The organism is Candidatus Kapaibacterium sp. (assembly GCA_025059875.1).
Lineage (GTDB): Bacteria > Bacteroidota > Ignavibacteria > Kapaibacteriales > HRBIN21 > HRBIN21.
Genome location: JANXCT010000009.1, coordinates 51,204 through 70,139 on the forward strand (window position 1 = coordinate 51,204; position 18,936 = coordinate 70,139).

Annotated in this window: 13 protein-coding genes; 3 read left to right on the top strand and 10 right to left on the bottom strand. The window is 62.4% G+C overall.

Annotation, left to right across the window (positions count from 1 at the left end; all coding sequences use genetic code 11):
- Positions 1-9 precede the first annotated feature (9 nt).
- The 8 genes from NZ960_08145 to NZ960_08180 all read right to left on the bottom strand — a co-directional run bounded on the left by NZ960_08145 (position 10) and on the right by NZ960_08180 (position 10,224).
- Positions 10-1,254 (bottom strand): ABC transporter permease, encoded by a 1,245-nt coding sequence (locus NZ960_08145; protein MCS7177560.1) that lies wholly within the window; start codon positions 1,252-1,254, stop codon positions 10-12.
- Positions 1,239-1,964: an ABC transporter ATP-binding protein gene (locus NZ960_08150; GenBank protein MCS7177561.1), complete on the bottom strand. Its 726-nt coding sequence runs from the start codon at positions 1,962-1,964 to the stop codon at positions 1,239-1,241. Before NZ960_08150 ends, NZ960_08145 begins: the two co-directional genes overlap by 16 nt.
- Positions 1,965-1,991: 27 nt before the next feature.
- The gene (locus NZ960_08155; protein MCS7177562.1) at positions 1,992-3,230 is read right to left on the bottom strand and encodes an efflux RND transporter periplasmic adaptor subunit; all 1,239 of its coding nucleotides are present in this window, start codon (positions 3,228-3,230) and stop codon (positions 1,992-1,994) included.
- Between the two features lie 23 nt (positions 3,231-3,253).
- Positions 3,254-4,597 carry a TolC family protein gene (locus NZ960_08160; protein MCS7177563.1) on the bottom strand — a complete coding sequence of 448 codons (1,344 nt, stop codon included), beginning with the start codon at positions 4,595-4,597 and terminating at the stop codon, positions 3,254-3,256.
- A 22-nt stretch (positions 4,598-4,619) separates the two neighbouring features.
- Positions 4,620-5,510: a hypothetical protein gene (locus tag NZ960_08165; GenBank protein MCS7177564.1), complete on the bottom strand. Its 891-nt coding sequence runs from the start codon at positions 5,508-5,510 to the stop codon at positions 4,620-4,622.
- Positions 5,507-6,370: a hypothetical protein gene (locus NZ960_08170; GenBank protein MCS7177565.1), complete on the bottom strand. Its 864-nt coding sequence runs from the start codon at positions 6,368-6,370 to the stop codon at positions 5,507-5,509. Before NZ960_08170 ends, NZ960_08165 begins: the two co-directional genes overlap by 4 nt.
- A gap of 277 nt (positions 6,371-6,647) precedes the next feature.
- The gene (locus tag NZ960_08175; protein ID MCS7177566.1) at positions 6,648-7,538 is read right to left on the bottom strand and encodes a hypothetical protein; all 891 of its coding nucleotides are present in this window, start codon (positions 7,536-7,538) and stop codon (positions 6,648-6,650) included.
- Between the two features lie 121 nt (positions 7,539-7,659).
- Positions 7,660-10,224: a tail fiber domain-containing protein gene (locus NZ960_08180; protein ID MCS7177567.1), complete on the bottom strand. Its 2,565-nt coding sequence runs from the start codon at positions 10,222-10,224 to the stop codon at positions 7,660-7,662.
- Between the two features lie 425 nt (positions 10,225-10,649).
- Between NZ960_08180 and pckA the strand changes: the two genes are divergently transcribed.
- The 3 genes from pckA (at position 10,650) to NZ960_08195 (ending at position 15,813) form a co-directional block, all read left to right on the top strand.
- Positions 10,650-12,257 (top strand): phosphoenolpyruvate carboxykinase (ATP), encoded by a 1,608-nt coding sequence (pckA, locus tag NZ960_08185; protein MCS7177568.1) that lies wholly within the window; start codon positions 10,650-10,652, stop codon positions 12,255-12,257.
- A gap of 6 nt (positions 12,258-12,263) precedes the next feature.
- A complete protein-coding gene (locus NZ960_08190) occupies positions 12,264-13,232 on the top strand; it encodes a flavin reductase family protein (GenBank protein ID MCS7177569.1) in 969 nt (322 codons plus the stop codon).
- Between the two features lie 103 nt (positions 13,233-13,335).
- The gene (locus tag NZ960_08195; GenBank protein ID MCS7177570.1) at positions 13,336-15,813 is read left to right on the top strand and encodes a cation-transporting P-type ATPase; all 2,478 of its coding nucleotides are present in this window, start codon (positions 13,336-13,338) and stop codon (positions 15,811-15,813) included.
- 20 nt (positions 15,814-15,833) lie between these two features.
- On the opposite strand, the gene NZ960_08200 is transcribed toward NZ960_08195, so the two are convergent.
- Positions 15,834-18,650 carry a DEAD/DEAH box helicase family protein gene (locus NZ960_08200; GenBank protein MCS7177571.1) on the bottom strand — a complete coding sequence of 939 codons (2,817 nt, stop codon included), beginning with the start codon at positions 18,648-18,650 and terminating at the stop codon, positions 15,834-15,836.
- A gap of 80 nt (positions 18,651-18,730) precedes the next feature.
- Positions 18,731-18,936, bottom strand: a 206-nt coding sequence (locus NZ960_08205) for a hypothetical protein (protein ID MCS7177572.1), incomplete at its 5' end; no start/stop codon positions are given.

Below are 18,936 nucleotides of genomic sequence, written 5' to 3' on the forward strand. Positions count from 1 at the left end.
GGGAGTCTCCTACTCGTAGCGGAGAGCCTGTACAGGATCCAGGCGTGCGGCTCGCAGGGTGGGGGCCCAGCCAGCAATAATGCCCGCACTGAAAGCGATGAGCAGTGCCAGGCCAATGTGCTGCGGGGGGATGTAGGGGGTTAGGAACTTTGCCTGTGGGACAGCGAGGACGATGAGGGCTGCAATGCCGTTCCCTACCACAAGGGCGATCGCCGCTCCAGCAACGCACAACAGTGTGGCTTCCAGCAAGAACTGGAGTGCAATCGAGCTGTGGCGGGCTCCAACGGCTTTGCGGATCCCAATCTCGCGCGTACGCTCGACGACCGAAACGAACATGATGTTGACAATCCCGATGATGCCAACGATGAAGGACAGCATCGACATCCCGATCCCTACTCCCCAGACGGCCCGCCGCAGTCCAGCAATCTGATCGCGGAAGACTTGGATCTCGTTGATGGAGAAATCATCCGGTGCCCCAGGGGGCAATCCGCGGATGCGCCGCATCAGAGCTCGTAGCTCGGCACGGACCTGCTCCATCCGCTCTTCTGAGCCAGCTTTGACAGCGATGGTGAACGAGCGCTTTGCGAAGCCGAGTACACGCTGGAACGTCGGCAGCGGAATGAAGATCTGCTTGTCAATGAACTCGGCGAAGGTCGTGCCCTGTTGTTCCAGGATCCCCACGACTGTGAAGGGGTAGCCAGCAATTCGTACAGTCTTCCCGATGGCATTCTCTCTGGGGAAGAGCTCACGGGCTGCCAGGTAACCAAGGACGACGACCGGAACGCCATAGCGATCTTCCGCTGCGGAGAGGAAACGCCCAAGCTGTATAGTGCCAAGGGGTGTCTGCCCGTAGGTACTAAGGGTCCCGACGACTATGAGGTCCTTCACGGCACGCCCTCCCGCGGAGACGGTTATGCCAAAGGCATCCACAAGGGGCACAGCTACCTCAGCTCCAGTGAGGGACACAATCAGCTCCTGGGCTTGTCGGTAAGTGATGTCCTTGCGGGAGCGGACTTCCTCCCACCGTGTCTGCCCACTCCAGTCCCACTTGTCAACGTAGAGCATGTCTGGGCCAAGTAGGGCAATGGTCCGCTCCAGTGTGGTGTCTAAGCCATAGAGGAACCAGCCCATGAGGGAGACAAAAAGGCTGCCGACAGCAATTCCAAGGGTCGTCAGCAGCGAGCGGAAGGCATTAGCTCTGATGGCATCAATCGCGACGGCGAGCGCTTCTGACAGCTCTACCCATCGGGACATTCCGAGCCTCCGGTGGGCTGTCGTTGGACGGTCGCATCGTAGCGTGTGTCAGATTCTATGCGCCCATCGCGGATCCGGATGATGCGCTGGGCATGGCGGGCGATATGCTCCTCATGGGTGACGAGCACGATGGTGTTGCCGCGCTGCCATAGTTGGTTGAAGAGCTGCATGATATCCTCGCTCGTGGCCGTGTCCAGGTTTCCCGTCGGTTCGTCTGCGAGGATAAGGGAGGGGTTGACGACCAAGGCTCGGGCAATCGCGACCCGTTGGCACTGCCCGCCGGAGAGCTCGTTTGGGCGGTGGTGGAGGCGGTCTCCTAAGCCGACAGCTTCCAATGCTGCTTGGGCGCGTTGGCGGCGCTCTTCTGCGGGCAAGCCGGCGTAGATGAGCGGGAGCTCTACGTTCTTCAGTGCCGTTGCCCGAGGGAGGAGGTTATAGTTCTGGAACACGAAACCGATCTCGCGGTTGCGGAGCTGTGCTAGCTCGTCGTCGCTCAGTTGGCTGACATCCTGTCCTCGGAAGGAATAGCGCCCAGAGGTTGGCCTGTCCAAAAGGCCCAGGATGTGCATCAGGGTTGACTTTCCGGAGCCCGAGGGCCCCATGATGGCCACGTACTCGTTGCGGTCAATCTGCAGCGAGATGCCCCGAAGGGCATGGACCTCTTCTGCTCCCAGGCGGTAGACCTTCGTGATGTTCTGCAGCACAATCAGCGGGGGTTCCATCGCTCTGTGTCACGCTCACTGTGTCTGCCCGTCCCTTGTGGCTCCCTGCCGTTCCTGCTGCTGCAGGGTCACTGGTGCACCGTCGTAGAGCAGGCGGGTGATGGCTTGGAAGCTCCCAGTGATGACTTGAGCTCCTTCGGTGAGCCCGCTCCGAATCTCGATGTAGTCGCGGTCGCTGATGCCGGTCTCCACCGTTACCATCCGGGCACGCCCTCTGTCGTGGAGGAAGACTACGGTTGGCGGGCGGCGGCGCGTGGCAGTCCGTGTGGTGTCATCCTTCTCGAGCCGGACGGTGACGGCTTGTAATGGGACTGCCAGGACGTTGTAGCGGGTCTCCGTTCGGATGTCCGCATTGCAGCTCATCCCAGGTCGCAGCCGTGGGTCGGTCTCCAGCAGTAGGATCTTCACCTCAAAGTTGACAACCTCATCCTGAGTTCCGGCGCGGCCGACTTTGGGCGAGTGGGAAATTTCCGTGACGATTCCGCGGAAGACCTGGTCCGGTAGTGCGTCAACGCTTACTTCTGCGGTGTCGCCGAGCTGGAGGAGGGTAACATCGTTCTCGTTGACCTCTACAACAGCAGTCATACGGCTTAAATCGGCGATCCGCAGGAGTTCCGTGCCCTGCATCTGAGCCGTCCCTACCACCTTCTCTCCCGCTTCAACCGACAGCGAAGTCACGATGCCGGAGATGGGGGCGTAGAGAGCAGTGCGGGAGAGCTGATACCGTGCCTGCCGGAGGGCGGCTTGAGCTCGTTCGTAGTCGGCAATGGCGGCATTGTAGCGGTTGAAGGCCTGTTCGTGGGCTGTCCGGGCCTGATCGAGTTCCTGTTGAGAGGCGGCCATCCGGCGGAAGAGTTCGGTGACCCGTTCCAGCTCTGTGCGTGTCCGCTCCCACTCGGCTTTGGCTGCTTCCATCATCCGCCGGGCTGCTTCGGCGGCGGCGGCACTCTGCTCTAGGAAGGTCTGGGCGATATCGGGCTGGATGCGTAGTAGCAATTGTCCCGCCTTCACCGTATCGCCCTCCCTGACAAACAGGGCAATGACCTCCCCGCTGGTCTCTGAGCTTAGCTTAACCTCTGTCTCAGGCCGCAGGACGCCAACGGCACTAACGATCTGCGTAATCGTCCTCCGCTGGACAGGCTCAACAGTGACAGCAATGGCCTCTTCGCCTCGAGAGGCGAAGATGAGTACGAGGATGACTCCCAGGAGCACACCGAGGAGTACGAAGAGCCAGCGACGACGTTTCTTGAGCATGGCGTGTTGGTTTGTTGAACGACCTACGGTTCCAAGAGCCCAACAGCGTACTGGACCCGTGCCTGAGCGGCGAGGAAGTCATAGCTTAGGCTAACGACCGTAGCTGCAGCGCTTGTGCGCTGAGCTTCTGCTGCAAAGAGCTCCACGCTCGTTGCTGCCCCGAGCTCGTACCGAGAGCGGACGTTCTCCATGTACATCGTTGCGGAGCGCAGCGAGCGATAGGCTGCCTCTAACTGCTGTGCTATCACTTCCAGCGTCAGCAGGGATTCCTGCAGCTCCTGAGCGATTCCCTGTCGGAGTTTCTCCAGTTCTGCTTGGGCTTGGACGTGCTGGACTTCGGCAGCCTGCAGTTGAGCATTCGTGCGGAAGTTGTCGAAGAGGGTAGCAGTGAGTTGGAGCCCAACGAAAGCACGTCCCAATTGCCCGAAGTCGCGCAGTGCGGAATTAGCCCAGCTCCACCCTCCAGCAGCAGTCAGCGTGGGGAAATACTGGCTGCGAGCTGCGGCAATCGCAGCACGGGCGGCTTCCACGCGCCGCTGGGCAGCTCGGTAGTCCTGACGGTTCTGAAGTGCTCGCTGTAGTAGTTCGGAGAAGGTTCCCCACTGCTGGCGCAGTGCCCGGGCAGTCTCCGGCGTGAGCGAGTCCGGCAGCGTGGGGTCGGCAAGGACGATTGGGTCTGTCAGTTCTGCCCCGACGAGGTGGCGTAGCCGGGCAAGGGCAAGTTCGTACTGCTGCTTAGCCTGCAGGAGCTCCACTTCCCGCTTGGCAACTTCTGCCTCCTGGGCATAGAGGGTGGTCACTGGCTGCCGACCGACCTCCACGGTAGCACGAACCCGCTCCAGCTCTCGCTGTCCCAGCTCGTAATGCTGCTGCCGGACAGCGACGAGGCGCTCGGCCTTCAGTGCCTCCATGTAGAGCTGAATGACCTCCGCAGCGACTCTCTGGCGGGTGTAGGCCAGCGTTGCTTCAGCTGCCGAAACGGCCGACTGTGCCCGCTGGAAGGTATACTCCCGACCGAAGCCGTCGAAGAGGATGTAGCTGCCCGTCAGGCTGAGGCTGTAAGCGTCTGGGTCCACCGCAGGGAGGCGAATGACTTGCCCACCGATGTTGACGCTGCGGCCGCCCTGGACGTTGAGCTGGCGGGAGTACCCGGCCGAGAAGTTGAGCGAAGGGAGGTACATCCCGAATGCGGCCGTTAGCTCAGCCCCGGTAGCGGAGAGCTGCGCCGATGCAGTGAGGAGATCGGGATGCTTGGCGAAAGCCAGCCGAAGGCATTCTCCGAGGCTTAGGGGCTTGCTGCCGGGCGTCTGAGCAGCAGGAGCTCCTACTGCCAACCACCCAAGGAGAAGGAGGGTGCAGAGGACCATCGTGGAGACACTTCTGTGGGACTCATCGCTGGGAACGTCGTCGGCGCTGTGTTGGTGCCGGAGTTTCTGGGGGAACTGCAGGGCTGGGAGAGAGCTTCCTACGTGCTGACTGATACTCCTCGAGACGGTGCCAGAGATTGATGTAGTGCAGCCCTTCCGTGACCGTACCGCCGAGCTGCAGGCTGAGTCGAATCTCTTGGGTTGTGTAGCTCCACACGGGGATGCCCTCCGTTGAGAGCAGCAGCCGTCCGAAGGAGTTGGTGACAGCACGGACAGCGAAGGCCGAATCTCGGATATACCAGCCGCTACCCGTCGTCGTGAACTGCACCTCCAGGCAGCGGTGGCCAAGGGTATCGCGCGGAAGGAAGGCACGGAGCAGGGCCGTCCGGGCAAAGCGCGGGGGCGGTGTCGCATTCTCCCAGAGGAGCAAGCTATCCTGCACTAACCACGACTCATGCGCGCGGATACAGCCATGGAGCGGCTGGAGGAATGGTAGCTGCAACACTCCCCCAGGGCAGACGACAGTGTTCTCTGGAGCATGCCCACTGAGGCGGGTTCCCAAGGTATCCACCTGCAGGACAACGGGTCGATGTTGGCACGGCGACACGGGCCGTAGGCTCTGCAGTGTATCCATGCGTTCCCGTGCCAGGAACTCCGTTGGCACCATCCGGAGCCAGAAGCTGCCGTCAGCGCCAACGGAGTCGCAGATGAGCACGAGCGTCTCGTACCGCTCCCGCACCAGCGGAGGCTGACCATAGATGAAGATGCTATCCTGCGCTTCCACGCGGTAGATAAGCGTATCTCCCGGTTGGAAGCGGTAGCGGAGGCATACAGTATCGGGCAGAATTGGCAGTTGCGGGCTGCTGTGCGCCACCACAGCGCTGCTGACTAGCAACCACAGTCGCCAGCTCATCGCTGACGGAGTACTACCTCCATTGTCTGCTCGGTCGTCCCCAGCGCCTCCGCTTGTCCACCAAATGCAAATGAGCCCTCCAACTGGAGGCGTCCTCGCTGGAAGATGGGAACCCCTCGGGAGAGCGGCGCGTAGGTGATGGTGACCCCGCTGCCAGTCATTTCTGTAGAGATCTGGCCAAACTGTGTGCGGGCCGTGAGGTGGATATTCAGCGACCGCAGCTCGGAGCGGATTCGGGCACAACGGTGGCCTAGAGTGTCCACCACCGCCTCCAGTGTGTGGGATAGACTCACCCGATAGATGCTCGTCTGCTGTTCATCTCGGGTGGTATCGTGCCCCTCTTCCGTCCATGTGTGTCCCACGGAGATAGCTCGGTCCGGGAGAGGGAGGAACCATGTGAGCAGCCGACGCCGGCTACCGCGGAACATGTCCCTGCCAAGAGGTGCACTGCCAACCGAGCTCCAGAAGCTGCTGTCGGCTACTCGCCGCTCTACTGACAGTAGCTGGCCAGAAGGGCTGAGGGTGTACGTCGTTGCAATCCCCTGCGGCGAGGAGAAGACCGTGTCGTAGATGAGGCCCACGTCCTTTGCCTTCATGGAGATGGACAGCGAGTCCACGACTTCACGCAGTATGAGGCTATCCGGTGAGGAGTGGAGCACCGTGTAGCGAATAGGCATCCGCACAGTTGCTGTGACCGTTGTTCCTTCGGGGTTTCCGATGCCCATGAAGCTCTGGGTCATTTCAATCCGGTTCTCCAGCTCGTAGGTCCACTCGGTACCAGGCTGGAGGGCATAGCGGAGCGTTACGGTATTCCGTTGGGATGCAGTTGGGCGCTGTTCGCACCAGAGGAGGCTGGCCATGGTGCAGACAAGGGCAAGATGGGCGCTGAAATGTCGCATGGAGCTTCGGGAGATATGGCACATGCAGTGGGCGCAAAATACGCCAGACAGAGCGTCGGAGAACGCCGGGGCTTGTACTTGTGGCTCTGCTCTGGGACTCAAGGCCTTGGTCCCTGCCATCCCAAACTGGAATCCCGGTATCGGCGCTGAGCAGTGGGGAAGCAGTAGTTCTACCGTGCTGCCATACTTACTGCCAGACTGGTACGCACGGGTCAGGGATGTCGGCTGCCCGTGCTGCTCATCGCCGACGGAGCTGTATCCTCGTGCGCTCCTCAAAGGTTTCGAAGACCTCCACCTGTCCACTAACCACGAAGCCACCTTCCACGTCCAGCGACTCTTGCTGGGCCAGAGGGAGGCCGTTGGAGAGTTGGACGTAGGTGAGCGCGACACCACGCCCGGAGAGCTCCATCGAGAAGTCGTCGCCGAAGTCCGTCCGCGCCTTGGAGGAGAGCTTCAGCGAATCTATCTCGGAGCGGATGCGGGCGCAGCGATGGCCTAACGTGTCCACAACCGCCTCCAGCGTATGGCGGACGTCGGCACTCCAGACCGTCTGTTCGTCCTCTCTCTGGATGGAGTCTCGCCACACTTCGCTCCATGTGTGGCCCACAGGGATGGCCTGTGCGGGGTAGGAGAAGAACCACGAGGGCCAGCGACGTCGGTTAATCAGGACGCTCCTTCCCCCTTCCTCGAAGCCCAGCCAGCGCCAGAGGAGGCTGTCCCGAACGTTCGATGTCGCGGATACAGGGCCTCCATGGAGGGTGAGAGTGTGGGTGATTTCTACCCCCCGCGGCGAGGCGATCGTGTCTGTATATCTGGCCCCTTCGACCACCACAGAGGTGACCAGGGAGTCTACGACCTCCCGAAGGACGAAGGTGTCCCGTGTCGCGGAGAGCAAGGTGTAGTGGAGGGGGGCGTGCCAAATCGTCGCGACTGGCCTCCCCTCTGAACCCGTCACAGCGGAGTGCCGGACCTCTTCATAGCGATAGCTCAGCTCGTAGGTCCACTGGGTACCGGGCTGGAGGGCATAGCGGAGGAGCACGGTCGCCTCACGGCTCTGCCGAGGCTGACCCCATCCGAGAGAACCAACAACAGCAAGGCCGAGGACGGCACGGACAGCAGTGTGTGGCATGGGGTCCCTTAAGGATTGGACACTGCAGCAGACGCCAAAATACGGCAGGGGTTCGGAAAGACACATCGGGGCGCACGGCTACCGTGCGCCCCGACATGCTGTCTCAGTGTGCGCCCCAGGCTTACCGCACGAGCGTCATCTGCCGTGTGGCCACCACGCGCCCGTCCAGCACCAGGCTGTACTCGTACACCCCGGCACTCAACAGCCGCATCTCCAGCGTCACCTGCCCATGGGCCCCGCGCTCGGGCAACTCTACCCGCCGCAGCTCCCGACCCCGCGAGTCCCGCACCACTAGCTCGGCCCGACCGACACCAGCCGGGATGTAGTACGGCACTGTCGTCGTCCCATCATGCGGGTTCGGGATGTTCTGCCCCAGCCAGGCATCGTGAATCTGCGTGCCGCCGGTCTCCCCGCCTCGGCCGCCCCGCTCCTGCAGTAGTTGCTCCACCAGCAGCCGCAGCCGAGCGACTTCCTCCTCCATCTGCCCCACCTTCTCCCGCAAGCTCTCGTTCCGCCGGTGCTCCTCCTTGAGTGCCTCCACCAGCAGCGCCGTCAGCCGACTGTAGTCCATCCCCAGCAATTCTCCCGTCTGTGGGTCGCGGTCCACCACCTGCGGCACCACCGGCGCTACCTCCTCCAGGATGAATCCAATGTCCTCCCGCCCGCCATGCTCCGGCTTCCACCGGAATTCCACCCCCCGCAGCCGCAGCACCTTCCCCAGCGCCTCCCCGATGGGTCGGACCTCGTCCTTGTACCGCAGCGAGGAGTAACTCGCGTAGGCGTTCGCCCGAATGCGCCCGACCCCGGGAGTGCTGCTATTCGGCAGGTCCACCCGGTAGCTCGCTCCGTTGCTCGGGGAGAAGAAGAGCCGCCCATCCGCCGTCAGGCGCATCTTGACCGTGTCCGTGCCACTTCCGGCATTCGTGCGGAACTGAATCTCCGCATTCTCATTCTGCCGGAGCTGGACGTCGTTGCCGGAGAGCTCTATCTCAAACCCATCCCCGCTGCTGCTCCCCGTTGTGCTGCTGGTTACCTGGATGTTTGAGGAGTGCACATGCAGCTTCGCCTGCGGAGTGCTTGTCCCAATGCCCAACCGCTTATTCGTGTTGTCCCAGAAGAGGTTCTCATCCCCGATGAGCCGATTATTGGCATCGTCCCAGAAGGCCACCCGACCCGTGCCATACGTGTCAAACGCTGCGTCGTGGACCTGCGGGTCCATCTCAGTTCCAGAGCCAATATCGGTCCACGTGGGTACTCCGTCCACCGTGGCCAACACCTGCCCGTTGCTGCCTGCCGCCAGCTTGCTCACCGCTATGGCGGCACTCGCACTGATGTCCGCATCCACGATCGTCCCGTCCTGAATCTTCCCGCTCGTCACCGCCCCATCCTGGATGTGCCCCGTTGCAACAGCCCCACTGGCAAGCTCCGTGCTGCCCACAACCCCACTCTTCAACTGGATGTCCAACGCATCGTACGTCCCGCTGACCGTCGCATCGGAGGCTGCTGCAGCACTGAATGAGGTCATCGTGGTTACATCATTACTGGCGTCGGTGTCCCCTGTGTTCGTAATCGTGATGCCTGTGGCCGTGTTGCTGATGGCTATCCCCGCCCCAGCGCTCAGTCCCACTGGCTGCCAGGCCGTGGCGCTCTGGTTCCAGCGCAGCAACTGCCCGTCAGCTGTACCGTTCGGAAGTGCGACCGAGGCCCACTCCAGGGTGGCCGTGGTGCCGCTGACCGAGGCAATTCGCAGGACCTGCCCCGCCGTGCCTACTGTCGCCGGCAGCTCGTACACAATGTCGCTCCCCTGGTCCTGCGCCCGCAGGGCCGTGTAGTTCGTCCCCGCCCCCGAACGCTCGTACAACCGCAGCTCCGAGGCCTGGTTGCGTACGTTGTACAGCCACAGGTCCACGTCCACAAAGGCCGCAATGTTGCTGTGCGCACTCAGATCCGTCTGTGTCGTGCTCGTCTGCCCGCTGAAGCCGAAGCTGCGTTTGCCGACCTTCAGGTTGAACCCGCCTGGGATGGCAGAGAGAGAGTCACTGGCGTGGTTGAGCCAGCCCCCGCCGACGGTGCTGTAGCCGCCGCTGGCGGTGTTGGAGTAGCCCCCGCCGACGGTGCTGTAGGTGCCGTTGGCGGTGTTGGACAAGCCCCCGCCGACGGTGCTGTACCATCTGCTGGCAGTGTTGGAGTAGCCCCCGCCGACGGTGCTGTAGTGGCCGCTGGCGGTGTTGGAGGAGCCCCCGCCGATGACACTGTAGTCACCGCTGGCAACCTGCGCGGCAGCGGTGCGCGCACTCTGCAGGTCCACCGCATGCAGGCCGCGTGTGTTCCCACCAGCATCCCGCTGGATGCTCCAGCCTGGGGCTATGGTGCCCGGCAGGTTCAGAATCAACGATGCCTGGTTGTTGACCTGCAGCTCCAGCCGGTTGTTGTCCAGCGTCCCTACAAACGCTGCTGCCCCGGCCTGCAGCCCAATGTTGCCCGCCACTACCAGGCGCTGGCCCGGCGCCGTCAGCCCGATACCCACGTTCCCGTTGTCGAGAATCCGCATCCGCTCGGTGTTGTTGGTGATCAGCCGCAGGGGCTGAGCATTCGTGGAGCCCAGCACTTCGGTTCCAGTTAGCGAATTCCCCGTCAGACTCCAGTTCTGCCCCCATGCCGGGAAGGCAGCCGCAAGCAGCGCCACACTCCATAGCAGAACTCAGTAGACCATGGTTGGACCTCACGTTGTGGTTCAACATACTCCGTACTACACTGCCTTCCTCCCCGTTCGGAGGGGGTCGCGTGGTGGAGAAGCACTTTCCTACGCTACTCCCTAAAGCCTTGCCGTTTCCTTCAGCGTCTCTTTGGCACGACGGCTTCTACCGTAGCAAAACGCCCACCGTACCATCGCTCCCCTCGAAAGGGGAGAGAGTTCGATTGCAAATTTACGCAGCTACGCAGCTTAAGTCAACCCCTGGTTGGGGGGAATCCAGGGTTGCTCCGCGGAGACGCAGAGCTATGGCGGCCATGGGACGGTACAGGAGGTCTGAGCCTGTACCGCCTGAGGTTTGGCCGGAAAGTCTGATTTTTGCGCCGCGGCGGGTTCGTGTCTCAGTGGGAGTTGGGAGTATGAAATCGCCGGACTCACTACGGCAGTGGCTCCTCCAGCAGGGCTTCCACAACGTGGGGGAGGTCTACTACAACCTGGCGCCTGCCGAGCTCTACGAGCATGCACTCCGGAGGGGGGAGGGGGTGCTGTCGGCGCAGGGGGCCTTCATTGCCTGTACGGCACCGTACACGGGGCGTAGCGCGCAAGACAAGTTCATCGTCGAGGAGCCAGCCAACCGCGAGCACATCTGGTGGGGGAGGGTCAACCGCCCCTTTCCTCCCGAGGGCTTTGAGCAGCTCAAGCGGCGGCTACAGGCCTACTTCCAGGGGCGGCCGCTCTACGTGCGGGATTGCTATGGTGGGGCCGACCCGCGCTACCGGCTCCGTGTCCGTATCGTGACCGAGCAGGCATGGCATAGCCTGTTTGCCTACAACATGTTCATCGCGGCTGACCCTGGCGATACGTCCTTTGAGCCCGACTTCACCATCGTGCATGCTCCAGGCTTTAAGGCCGTACCGGAGCTGGATGGGACACGCTCAGAGGCCATCATCCTCCTCAACTTCGCCGAGCGGATGGCGCTCATTGCCGGTACAGCGTATGCCGGCGAGATCAAGAAGACGGTCTTCACCGTGCTGAACTACCTCCTGCCCTTCCAGGGCGTCTTCCCGATGCACTGTGCCGCGAACGTGGGCAAGGAGGGGGATGTGGCGCTCTTCTTCGGGCTGTCGGGGACAGGGAAGACCTCGCTCTCTGCCGATCCCGAGCGGGCGCTCATCGGAGACGACGAGCACGGCTGGAGCGATGATGGGGTCTTCAACTTCGAGAACGGCTGCTACGCCAAGGTCATCAACCTCTCGCCTGAGGCAGAGCCCATCATCTACGCGATGACCCGCCGTTTCGGCACGATTCTGGAGAACGTCGTCTACGACCCGGAGACGCGGGAGGTAGACTACGCCGATGCCAGCATCACGGAGAACACGCGGGGCTCGTACTCGCGGGACATGATGGAGAACGTCGTCCCGGAGAACCGTGGCGGGCATCCGCGGAACATCTTCTTCCTGACCTGCGACGCGTTCGGGGTGATGCCACCGATTGCGCGGCTGTCGCCTGAGCAGGCGATGTACCACTTCCTCTCCGGCTTCACGGCGAAGGTTGCCGGAACGGAGCGAGGGATCAAAGACCCGGTGCCTACCTTCAGCACCTGCTTTGGAGCCCCGTTCATGGTGCACTACCCGTGGGTCTACGCCCGAATGCTGGCGGAGCGGATGCAGCGCCATGGGAGCCGCGTGTGGCTGGTCAATACGGGATGGATTGGGGGCGGCTTCGGGGTAGGACATCGCATCAGCATTGCCCATACGCGGGCACTGCTGCGGGCAGCGCTCTCCGGAGCGCTGGAAGGGGTGGAGTACGTGCGTGAGCCCTTCTTCGGCTTGGAGGTCCCGACGAGCTGCCCAGGCATACCGCAGGAGATTCTGCAGCCGCGGCAGCTCTGGTCGGACCCGAACGCTTATGACGAGGCTGCCCGCCGACTCCAGCGGCTCTTCGCCGAGAACTTCCAGCAGTTCCGTGGCGCCGTTGATGGAGAGCTCCTCCATGCCTTGCCCTTAGAGCTTGTGGAGATGGCGTAGGACGCTATGCGCACGATTGATCCGGCGCAGCTCTCGTACCGGGAGCGGCACCAGTTGGTCTTGAGTGGGATTGCCCCGCGGCCGATTGCACTGGTAGCAACGCAGGACAGCGCCGGCCGAGTGAATTTGGCCCCGTACAGCTTCTTCAACGCCTTCGCCTCCCATCCGCCGATTGTGGCTATCGGCCCAGCACACTCTCTGCGCACGATGGAGCCGAAGGATACGCTGCGGAACCTGCTGGAGACCGGGGAATGCACCATCAGCGTCGTGACGGCGCGGATTGCCGAGAGGGTCAATTTGGCCTCGGCGGAGTATGAGTACGGGGTGGATGAGTTCACCAAAGCTGGCCTGACGAAGCGGCCCAGCCACCGCGTGCGTCCTCCAGGGGTGGCGGAGTCGCCGTACATCATGGAGTGCGTGCTGCTGGAGCATATCCCGCTGGCACGCGACCGCGGTGGGAACGGCAACCTGGTGATCCTGGAAGTGGTGCTCTTCCACGTCGCTGAGTCCGCGTTCGTAGATGGCCGGATCGACCCGAACCGCCTGCAGTTGGTCGGACGCCTGGGCTACGACTGGTACTGTCGTGCCTTCGGGGATGCACTGTTCCAGATGCCGCGTCCAGAGGGGCGCGGGATAGGGGTGGATGCACTACCGGAGCCGATTCGGAGGAGCCCTATCCTGACAGGTGAGGACCTGGCGCTGCTGGCCAGCGTAGAGCGGATTCCAGAACCAGACCCGAGCTTCCCCAACTTCCCCGAAGGAGTTCGCGCCGACGACGTAGAGCTGGAGCTCGCCGCTGGCGACCCGTTGCGGGCGCTCTACGCGCTGCTCTACGCGGCGACAGACTCCGGAGAGGCCGCATGGCGCTGGGTGCAACTGCAGCGCATCGCAAAGGCGTTCCTCCAGCGCCGCCAGACTTGGGAGGCATGGCAGACACTCCTTCTCCACGAACGGGCGAGGGACCAGGGGCCATAGGCATGTACCAGAGCCATCGGTGGTGTGCGTCTTCCGCTGGCTTCCGACCAGCGGGAGCGGTTTGGGAGGCCTCTGAGAGGCAATGGAGCATTCCAGACCGCTGATGCGTGGGCTTTCCCACGCGGAGGCCCAAGAACGGCTGCGACGGTACGGACCGAACGCGCTGCCGGAGCGGCCCCCAGAAACACTGTGGCGGAAGGCGCTGCGGCAGCTCCAGAGCCCGCTGGTCTATATCCTGCTCGGGGCGCTGGCGCTGGACCTTCTGTTCTGGCTCTGGAAAGAGGGCCAGGGAGTCCCGTTGGAGAGTGCGGCCATTGCAGGGATTCTCCTCCTCAACGTCGTGCTGGGTACGGTGCAGGAGTGGCGTTCGGAGCATGCACTGCGGCAGTTGAAGCGGCTGGTCCAGCCCTGGGCATGGGTCCTGCGGGATGGCCGTTTTCGGCGGATCCCTGCCCGGGAACTCGTCCCTGGTGACCTCGTCCGACTGGAGGCTGGGGACCGCATCCCCGCTGACGGTCGGGCCATGGAGTGCTCGGGAGTCCTCGTGGACGAGAGCATCCTGACGGGCGAGAGCGTGCCCGTGGAGAAAGGAATCGGCGACGAGCTCTCCGCCGGCACCCTCCTGGTGCGCGGACGGGTGCTGCTGCAGGTGGAGCGGACGGGAATGCAGAGCGCGATGGGACGTATCGCAGAGCTCTTGGGGAGGGTGACAGAGAGCAAGACTCCGCTGGAGCAGCGGCTGGAGCGCTTCGGACGGTGGATCGCGCTGCTCGTTCTGATCCTTGCCGTGCTCGTCTTCCTCCTGGGTTGGGGGATTGCGGGGCGGCCTTCGCGGGAACTCCTCCTCTTTGCTGTGGCCCTCGCAGTGGCGGCGGTCCCCGAAGGGCTCCCAGCGGCGCTGACACTGAGCTTGGCCCTCGGGGTGCAGCGGATGTCGCGCCGGCGGGCAGTCGTACGCCGGCTGGCAGCCGTGGAGGCTCTGGGGAGCGTCACCGCTATCCTCACCGACAAGACCGGCACGCTCACGGAGAATCGGATGCGCGTCCAGCGCCTCATTGCCCCAGACCATGAGCGGGCGCTGGTGGCGATGGTCGTCTGCAACGATGCCGACCTTGCCACAGGGGCTGGTGACCCGCTGGAGCTGGCGCTGCTGGAGTACGCCGCCCAATCGGTGTCAGTGGAGGTGGTGCGCCGCGAATATCCCCGTATCGCCGAGCGCCCGTTTGACAGCGCATGGAAGTTCATGCGCGTCACCACACCTCGCGGCAGCTTCTTCAAAGGAGCTCCGGAGTCGCTCCTGCCGCGCCTAGCCGCCTCCGACCAAGAGCGCTCAGCGCTGGCCCAAGAGGCCGAGCAATATGCCGCTGGTGGCTATCGGGTCATTGCGCTGGCTTACGGGGAAGGGGAGCAGGAGGAAGGGCTAAGCTTCCTGGGCTTCGTCTTGCTACAGGACCCTCCCCGCCCAGAGGTCCCACAGGCTGTGCGGGAGGCCCAGAGGGCCGGGATCCGTACGGTCATGCTCACTGGCGACCACCCTGCCACAGCCCGGGCGATCGCCGAGCGGGTTGGTATCCCCACCCAGCGGGTTGTGACCGGGGAGCAACTAGCCGCGCTGACTGACGAGGAGCTCGTCCAGGCCAACATCTTCGCCCGCGTCGCCCCGGAGGATAAGCTGCGTATCGTCATGGCGTTCCAGAGAGCGGGACACGTTGTAGCAGTCACAGGCGATGGAGTCAACGACGCACCCGCGCTCAAACACGCCGATGTTGCTGTAGCGATGGGAGTCCGGGGCTCCGACGTGGCCCGGGAAGTGGCCGATATCGTCCTGCTGGACGATAACTTCGCCACCATCGTAGCGGCCGTGGAGGAGGGGCGGAGCATCTACGAGAACATCCAGAAGTTCCTGCGTTTCCTCTTCGCCATCAACTTCGCCGAAATCCTGCTCGTGACCGCAGGAATGCTCTGGTTGGCGCTCGGCCAAGGGGAGACAGAACAGCAAGGACTCCTGCTGCCGCTGACGGCCGTCCAGATTCTGTGGATCAACTTAGTCACCAACGGGCTCCCAGCACTGGCGTTGGCGGTGGATCGGAATCCAGGTGTGCTCTCCTTTCCGCCGCGCCCGAAGCAGAGCCCCTTGCTGGACCGGCATAGCCTCCGCTTCATTCTGTCCACGGGGGTAGTGGGGGCAGCGATAGGGATGGGACTGCTCGTGGGGCTATCGCCAGTGCTCGGCTACACTGCTGCGCAGAGCGCGACCTTTCACTTCATGGCATTAGGGCAGCTCCTCTGCGCCTACGCAGCACGTCGCACTCACGTACGTCCGCTGCAGAACTGGCTCCTCCATGGGGCCATTGGGGCAAGCTACCTCCTCCAGCTCCTGCTCGGCCAGTTCTTCCCAGAGCTAGTCAATGCTGTTCGCCTTCCTCTGTGGACATGGGGACTCGTCCTGGGTGCCTCGTTGACCGTCTGGCTCCTTGCCGAAGGGGCCAGCCGTCTCCTGCGGTACTTGCATCCGGTAGCGACGGACCACAGACCTCCCCGGAATGCCTCTGCCACGGCAGGGTGGAGAGCGGGGCTATAAGACGGCCTTAGCGCTGCTGTCTACCCTACATCTCCCAGAGTATCGGGGCTTCCATTGCAGAGGCTGCTCGCAATGTTCTGGAGTATGGTTGTGAGTTGACTGGGGTCTCTGCAGACGCAGAAAACCCATGTCCCGAACTCACCGTGGTGGTTTATTGCCCGTACCCAGCGGTGCGCCGCTGCCTCTTTCTGTCGGTCTTGTTCGTTCTCAAAGCCTTTGACCTCGAGAATCACCATGATTGTGCGCCCGTCTGGGCATCGCAAGCGGACGAGGTAGTCCGGACGGTATTCGTGGCGCACGCCTTCCCACCCATAGGGAATGGTGAAATCCAGATGGTCGTTGCGAGCGTAAGCAACCACTTCCGGCATTCGCTCCAACTGATAGGCCACGCTATGTTCCCACACAGGCGCATCCAGCACCACGTGGCTGATGTGGCTCTTGGTCGTGCCCACGCAAGGGCGCACGGCGCGGAAGAGCACCTCCGCCGTAGAGCCGATCGGGCGGAAACGCTCAATCACTGGCAACAGCGGCGGTTCACCCGCTTCTGTATCCGGTTCGATTGCCTCGGTCAATCGCTCGACGATGTGCTGCCTGTACTTGAGCAGGGCGATTTCCTCCAATGGCGTGTTGGGATCGGTGATTACGACACGCTCCTCCAGATACTGCCAGACGATGTTGAGCACTTGCGGAAACAGCACGTGCCGCATACTCCATTCTTCGCGCTTGCCCTTGAGGCGCTGGGTAACCTCGGCCGCGATCTCGTAGACCGTAGCCTGCAGCCGCTTGCTGCGATGGAACGGATTACGGTCGTGTAGCACCTCTGCGCCTGGACCAAGCCGATCAGGGCGTCCAACGCGGTATCCTGCTGCGGGCTTTACCACAACCTCCGTTGGCTCGCAAGTGGGGTCTATCACGAGATGAGGTACCTGGTCGAAGTTCACCCGAATACGTTGGCGCACATCAAAGACGTAGCCCTCCACACGCGGGAACGTGATCTCCAAGTGCTTACGCTCGGGCAATGCGCGTACCAGCCTGGAGACCTTCTGCACCTCTATGCGACTGACCGGCTTCTTCTTGACGGGGATGACTTCAAACGGCACGCCGTACACGTCCACGTACTCGGGCTCGCTGAAGTCGTCGTAGTTCATCTGGCGCAGCCCTCGACCCACCACCTGCTCACATAGCAGTTGCGAGGTAAAGGCGCGCAGCCCCAGAATCTGCGTTACGTTTTGCGCGTCCCAACCTTCGGTGAGCATACCCACCGACACGACGCAGCGAATGTTCTTGCCAGGCGGCTCGCCCTCGCCATCCCATTCGGTCTTGCCCACTGTATCCACTGTTTTGCGCAAGCGCTCGGCTGCCTGCTGGCGCGTTTCGCCCTCAACAGCGCTCTCCGCCTCCGCCAAGAGCTTAGTGTCAATGCGCAATGTGACTTCCTTGCCTTCGCGGTTAGCAAGCTCGGGGAGCACATTTCCCTTGGCGATGTGCTCATGCACGAGCTTAGCTAAATCGGTGTTGTCGCACACCACAATCATCACCGGCGGCACGAGTGCGCCGGCTTGCTGGAACGCATCAAACGTCTTTTTCCACTCCGAGGCGAGCGTCGCGATCGCGCCTTCGGCTTCGCGCAGCACCGATTCGGGCTTGGCGCGGCGGCGCGTCGTTTGGCGTTCGGAGGCGGGGAGCTGCTGGTTGATGTGCTGCCACAAGTTGAAGTACTTGGGAATCAACACGCCGGTATTGTCGTCCACGGGCACGCGCGGGATCTTGACGATCCCCGACTCGATCGCGTCCACCAAACCGAAGTCGGACACGATCCACGGGAACGGCATGCCCTCCTGGTAGCCGCTGCCTTTGATGTAGAAGGGCGTCGCTGAGAAATCAACGCAGAAGTTGATGCCGCGCGCCGCGTTGATCCTGTCTAGCCCGCTGACCCACACGGTCGCCTCTTCCCGCTCGGCGATCTCTTCTGGTGAAAGTTTCTCTCGCTCTTCTTCCGACAGCGGCGCAGGGCGATAGGCATGATGGGCTTCGTCGTTGATCACGAGGAGGTTGCGCTTGTTGCCTAGCTCCTTGAGCACGCGGCGGCAGAAGGCGGCATCGCTCTCCTCACCGCGCTGAACAACGCTTCTCGACCGGTTGTCATCTTTCGGCTGAAAGAGATGCCAGTTTGTGATCTGAAACTTGCCCTGCTGCAGCCGTTCCATCATCCCGCGCGGCACGAGGTTAAAGCGCTCATAGTAGTTGTTGGGCTTCCATGGCAGCAGCACCTGAAGGCGCTCGCGGATCGTTAGGTTCGGGCAGACCAGCAGCACAGCATCGGAAAAACGGCGGTCTTGCGGATTCGCCAGCTTGTTCAGCACTTGCCAGGCGATCACCATGCCCATCACGACCGTCTTGCCGCTGCCCGTCGCCATCTTGCAGGCGTAGCGGGTCAAACCGTTGTCTTGGGGAATCGTGATCCCCTGCTTTTCAGCGGGCGACGCCTCCACCAGCCAGATGAGCGTTTCAGCCGCCTCGCGCTGGCAGAAAAAGAGCTTGCGCTCGCGCTCGGGGTTGTTCCAGTGCGCAAGCAGCCGCCGCGTGATCGGCGTAACACCGGGATACCCTTGCTCGCGCCAAGCAGCGAGCCGCTCGCGGATCGTGTTGACAGCGTCGAGGGCGATGAACTCTTCGGCGAAGAGCGCCTCTTGCGCGTCGCGCGTGCGCGCGCGGAGGTAGTAGCCTGCCGGTCGCCGTCCTTCCACGATCACAGGCTGCCCTTCGCGATACTCCCAGTAGCGCCTCGGCTCCTCGAAGGGCGAGTTGAGTATGGGATTGTCAACAAGGAGGGACATAGCTGACTTTTAAGCTTTGGTAGCAACTGACGGAGCAGGTCTTTCAGCCCTTTGCAATGACCTCGCTTGTGATGTGACCATCATCGCATTAAGAGAAGAGAAGACAAAGGCAGAACAACGATGCGTGGATCGATATCGGGCACTGTGTCATCTGAAAGCGTGACCAAAACGCCGAAAGGGGCGCGATATACCGTCTTCTCAATGAATGCGCGCAGTCCAATAGTGTCACGATGTGCGTCAATTCGCTGACGATACTTTACTTCTACCGGGATGCGGTACTCACCCA

Coding starts and splice junctions, on each gene's coding strand:
- NZ960_08145 (MCS7177560.1), bottom strand. CDS start 1,254: ATGTCCCGATGGGTAGAGCTGTCAGAAGCGCTCGCCGTCGCGATTGAT.
- NZ960_08155 (MCS7177562.1), bottom strand. CDS start 3,230: ATGCTCAAGAAACGTCGTCGCTGGCTCTTCGTACTCCTCGGTGTGCTC.
- NZ960_08160 (MCS7177563.1), bottom strand. CDS start 4,597: ATGGTCCTCTGCACCCTCCTTCTCCTTGGGTGGTTGGCAGTAGGAGCT.
- NZ960_08165 (MCS7177564.1), bottom strand. CDS start 5,510: ATGAGCTGGCGACTGTGGTTGCTAGTCAGCAGCGCTGTGGTGGCGCAC.
- NZ960_08170 (MCS7177565.1), bottom strand. CDS start 6,370: ATGGCCAGCCTCCTCTGGTGCGAACAGCGCCCAACTGCATCCCAACGG.
- NZ960_08175 (MCS7177566.1), bottom strand. CDS start 7,538: ATGCCACACACTGCTGTCCGTGCCGTCCTCGGCCTTGCTGTTGTTGGT.
- pckA (MCS7177568.1), top strand. CDS start 10,650: ATGAAATCGCCGGACTCACTACGGCAGTGGCTCCTCCAGCAGGGCTTC.
- NZ960_08190 (MCS7177569.1), top strand. CDS start 12,264: ATGCGCACGATTGATCCGGCGCAGCTCTCGTACCGGGAGCGGCACCAG.
- NZ960_08195 (MCS7177570.1), top strand. CDS start 13,336: ATGCGTGGGCTTTCCCACGCGGAGGCCCAAGAACGGCTGCGACGGTAC.
- NZ960_08200 (MCS7177571.1), bottom strand. CDS start 18,650: ATGTCCCTCCTTGTTGACAATCCCATACTCAACTCGCCCTTCGAGGAG.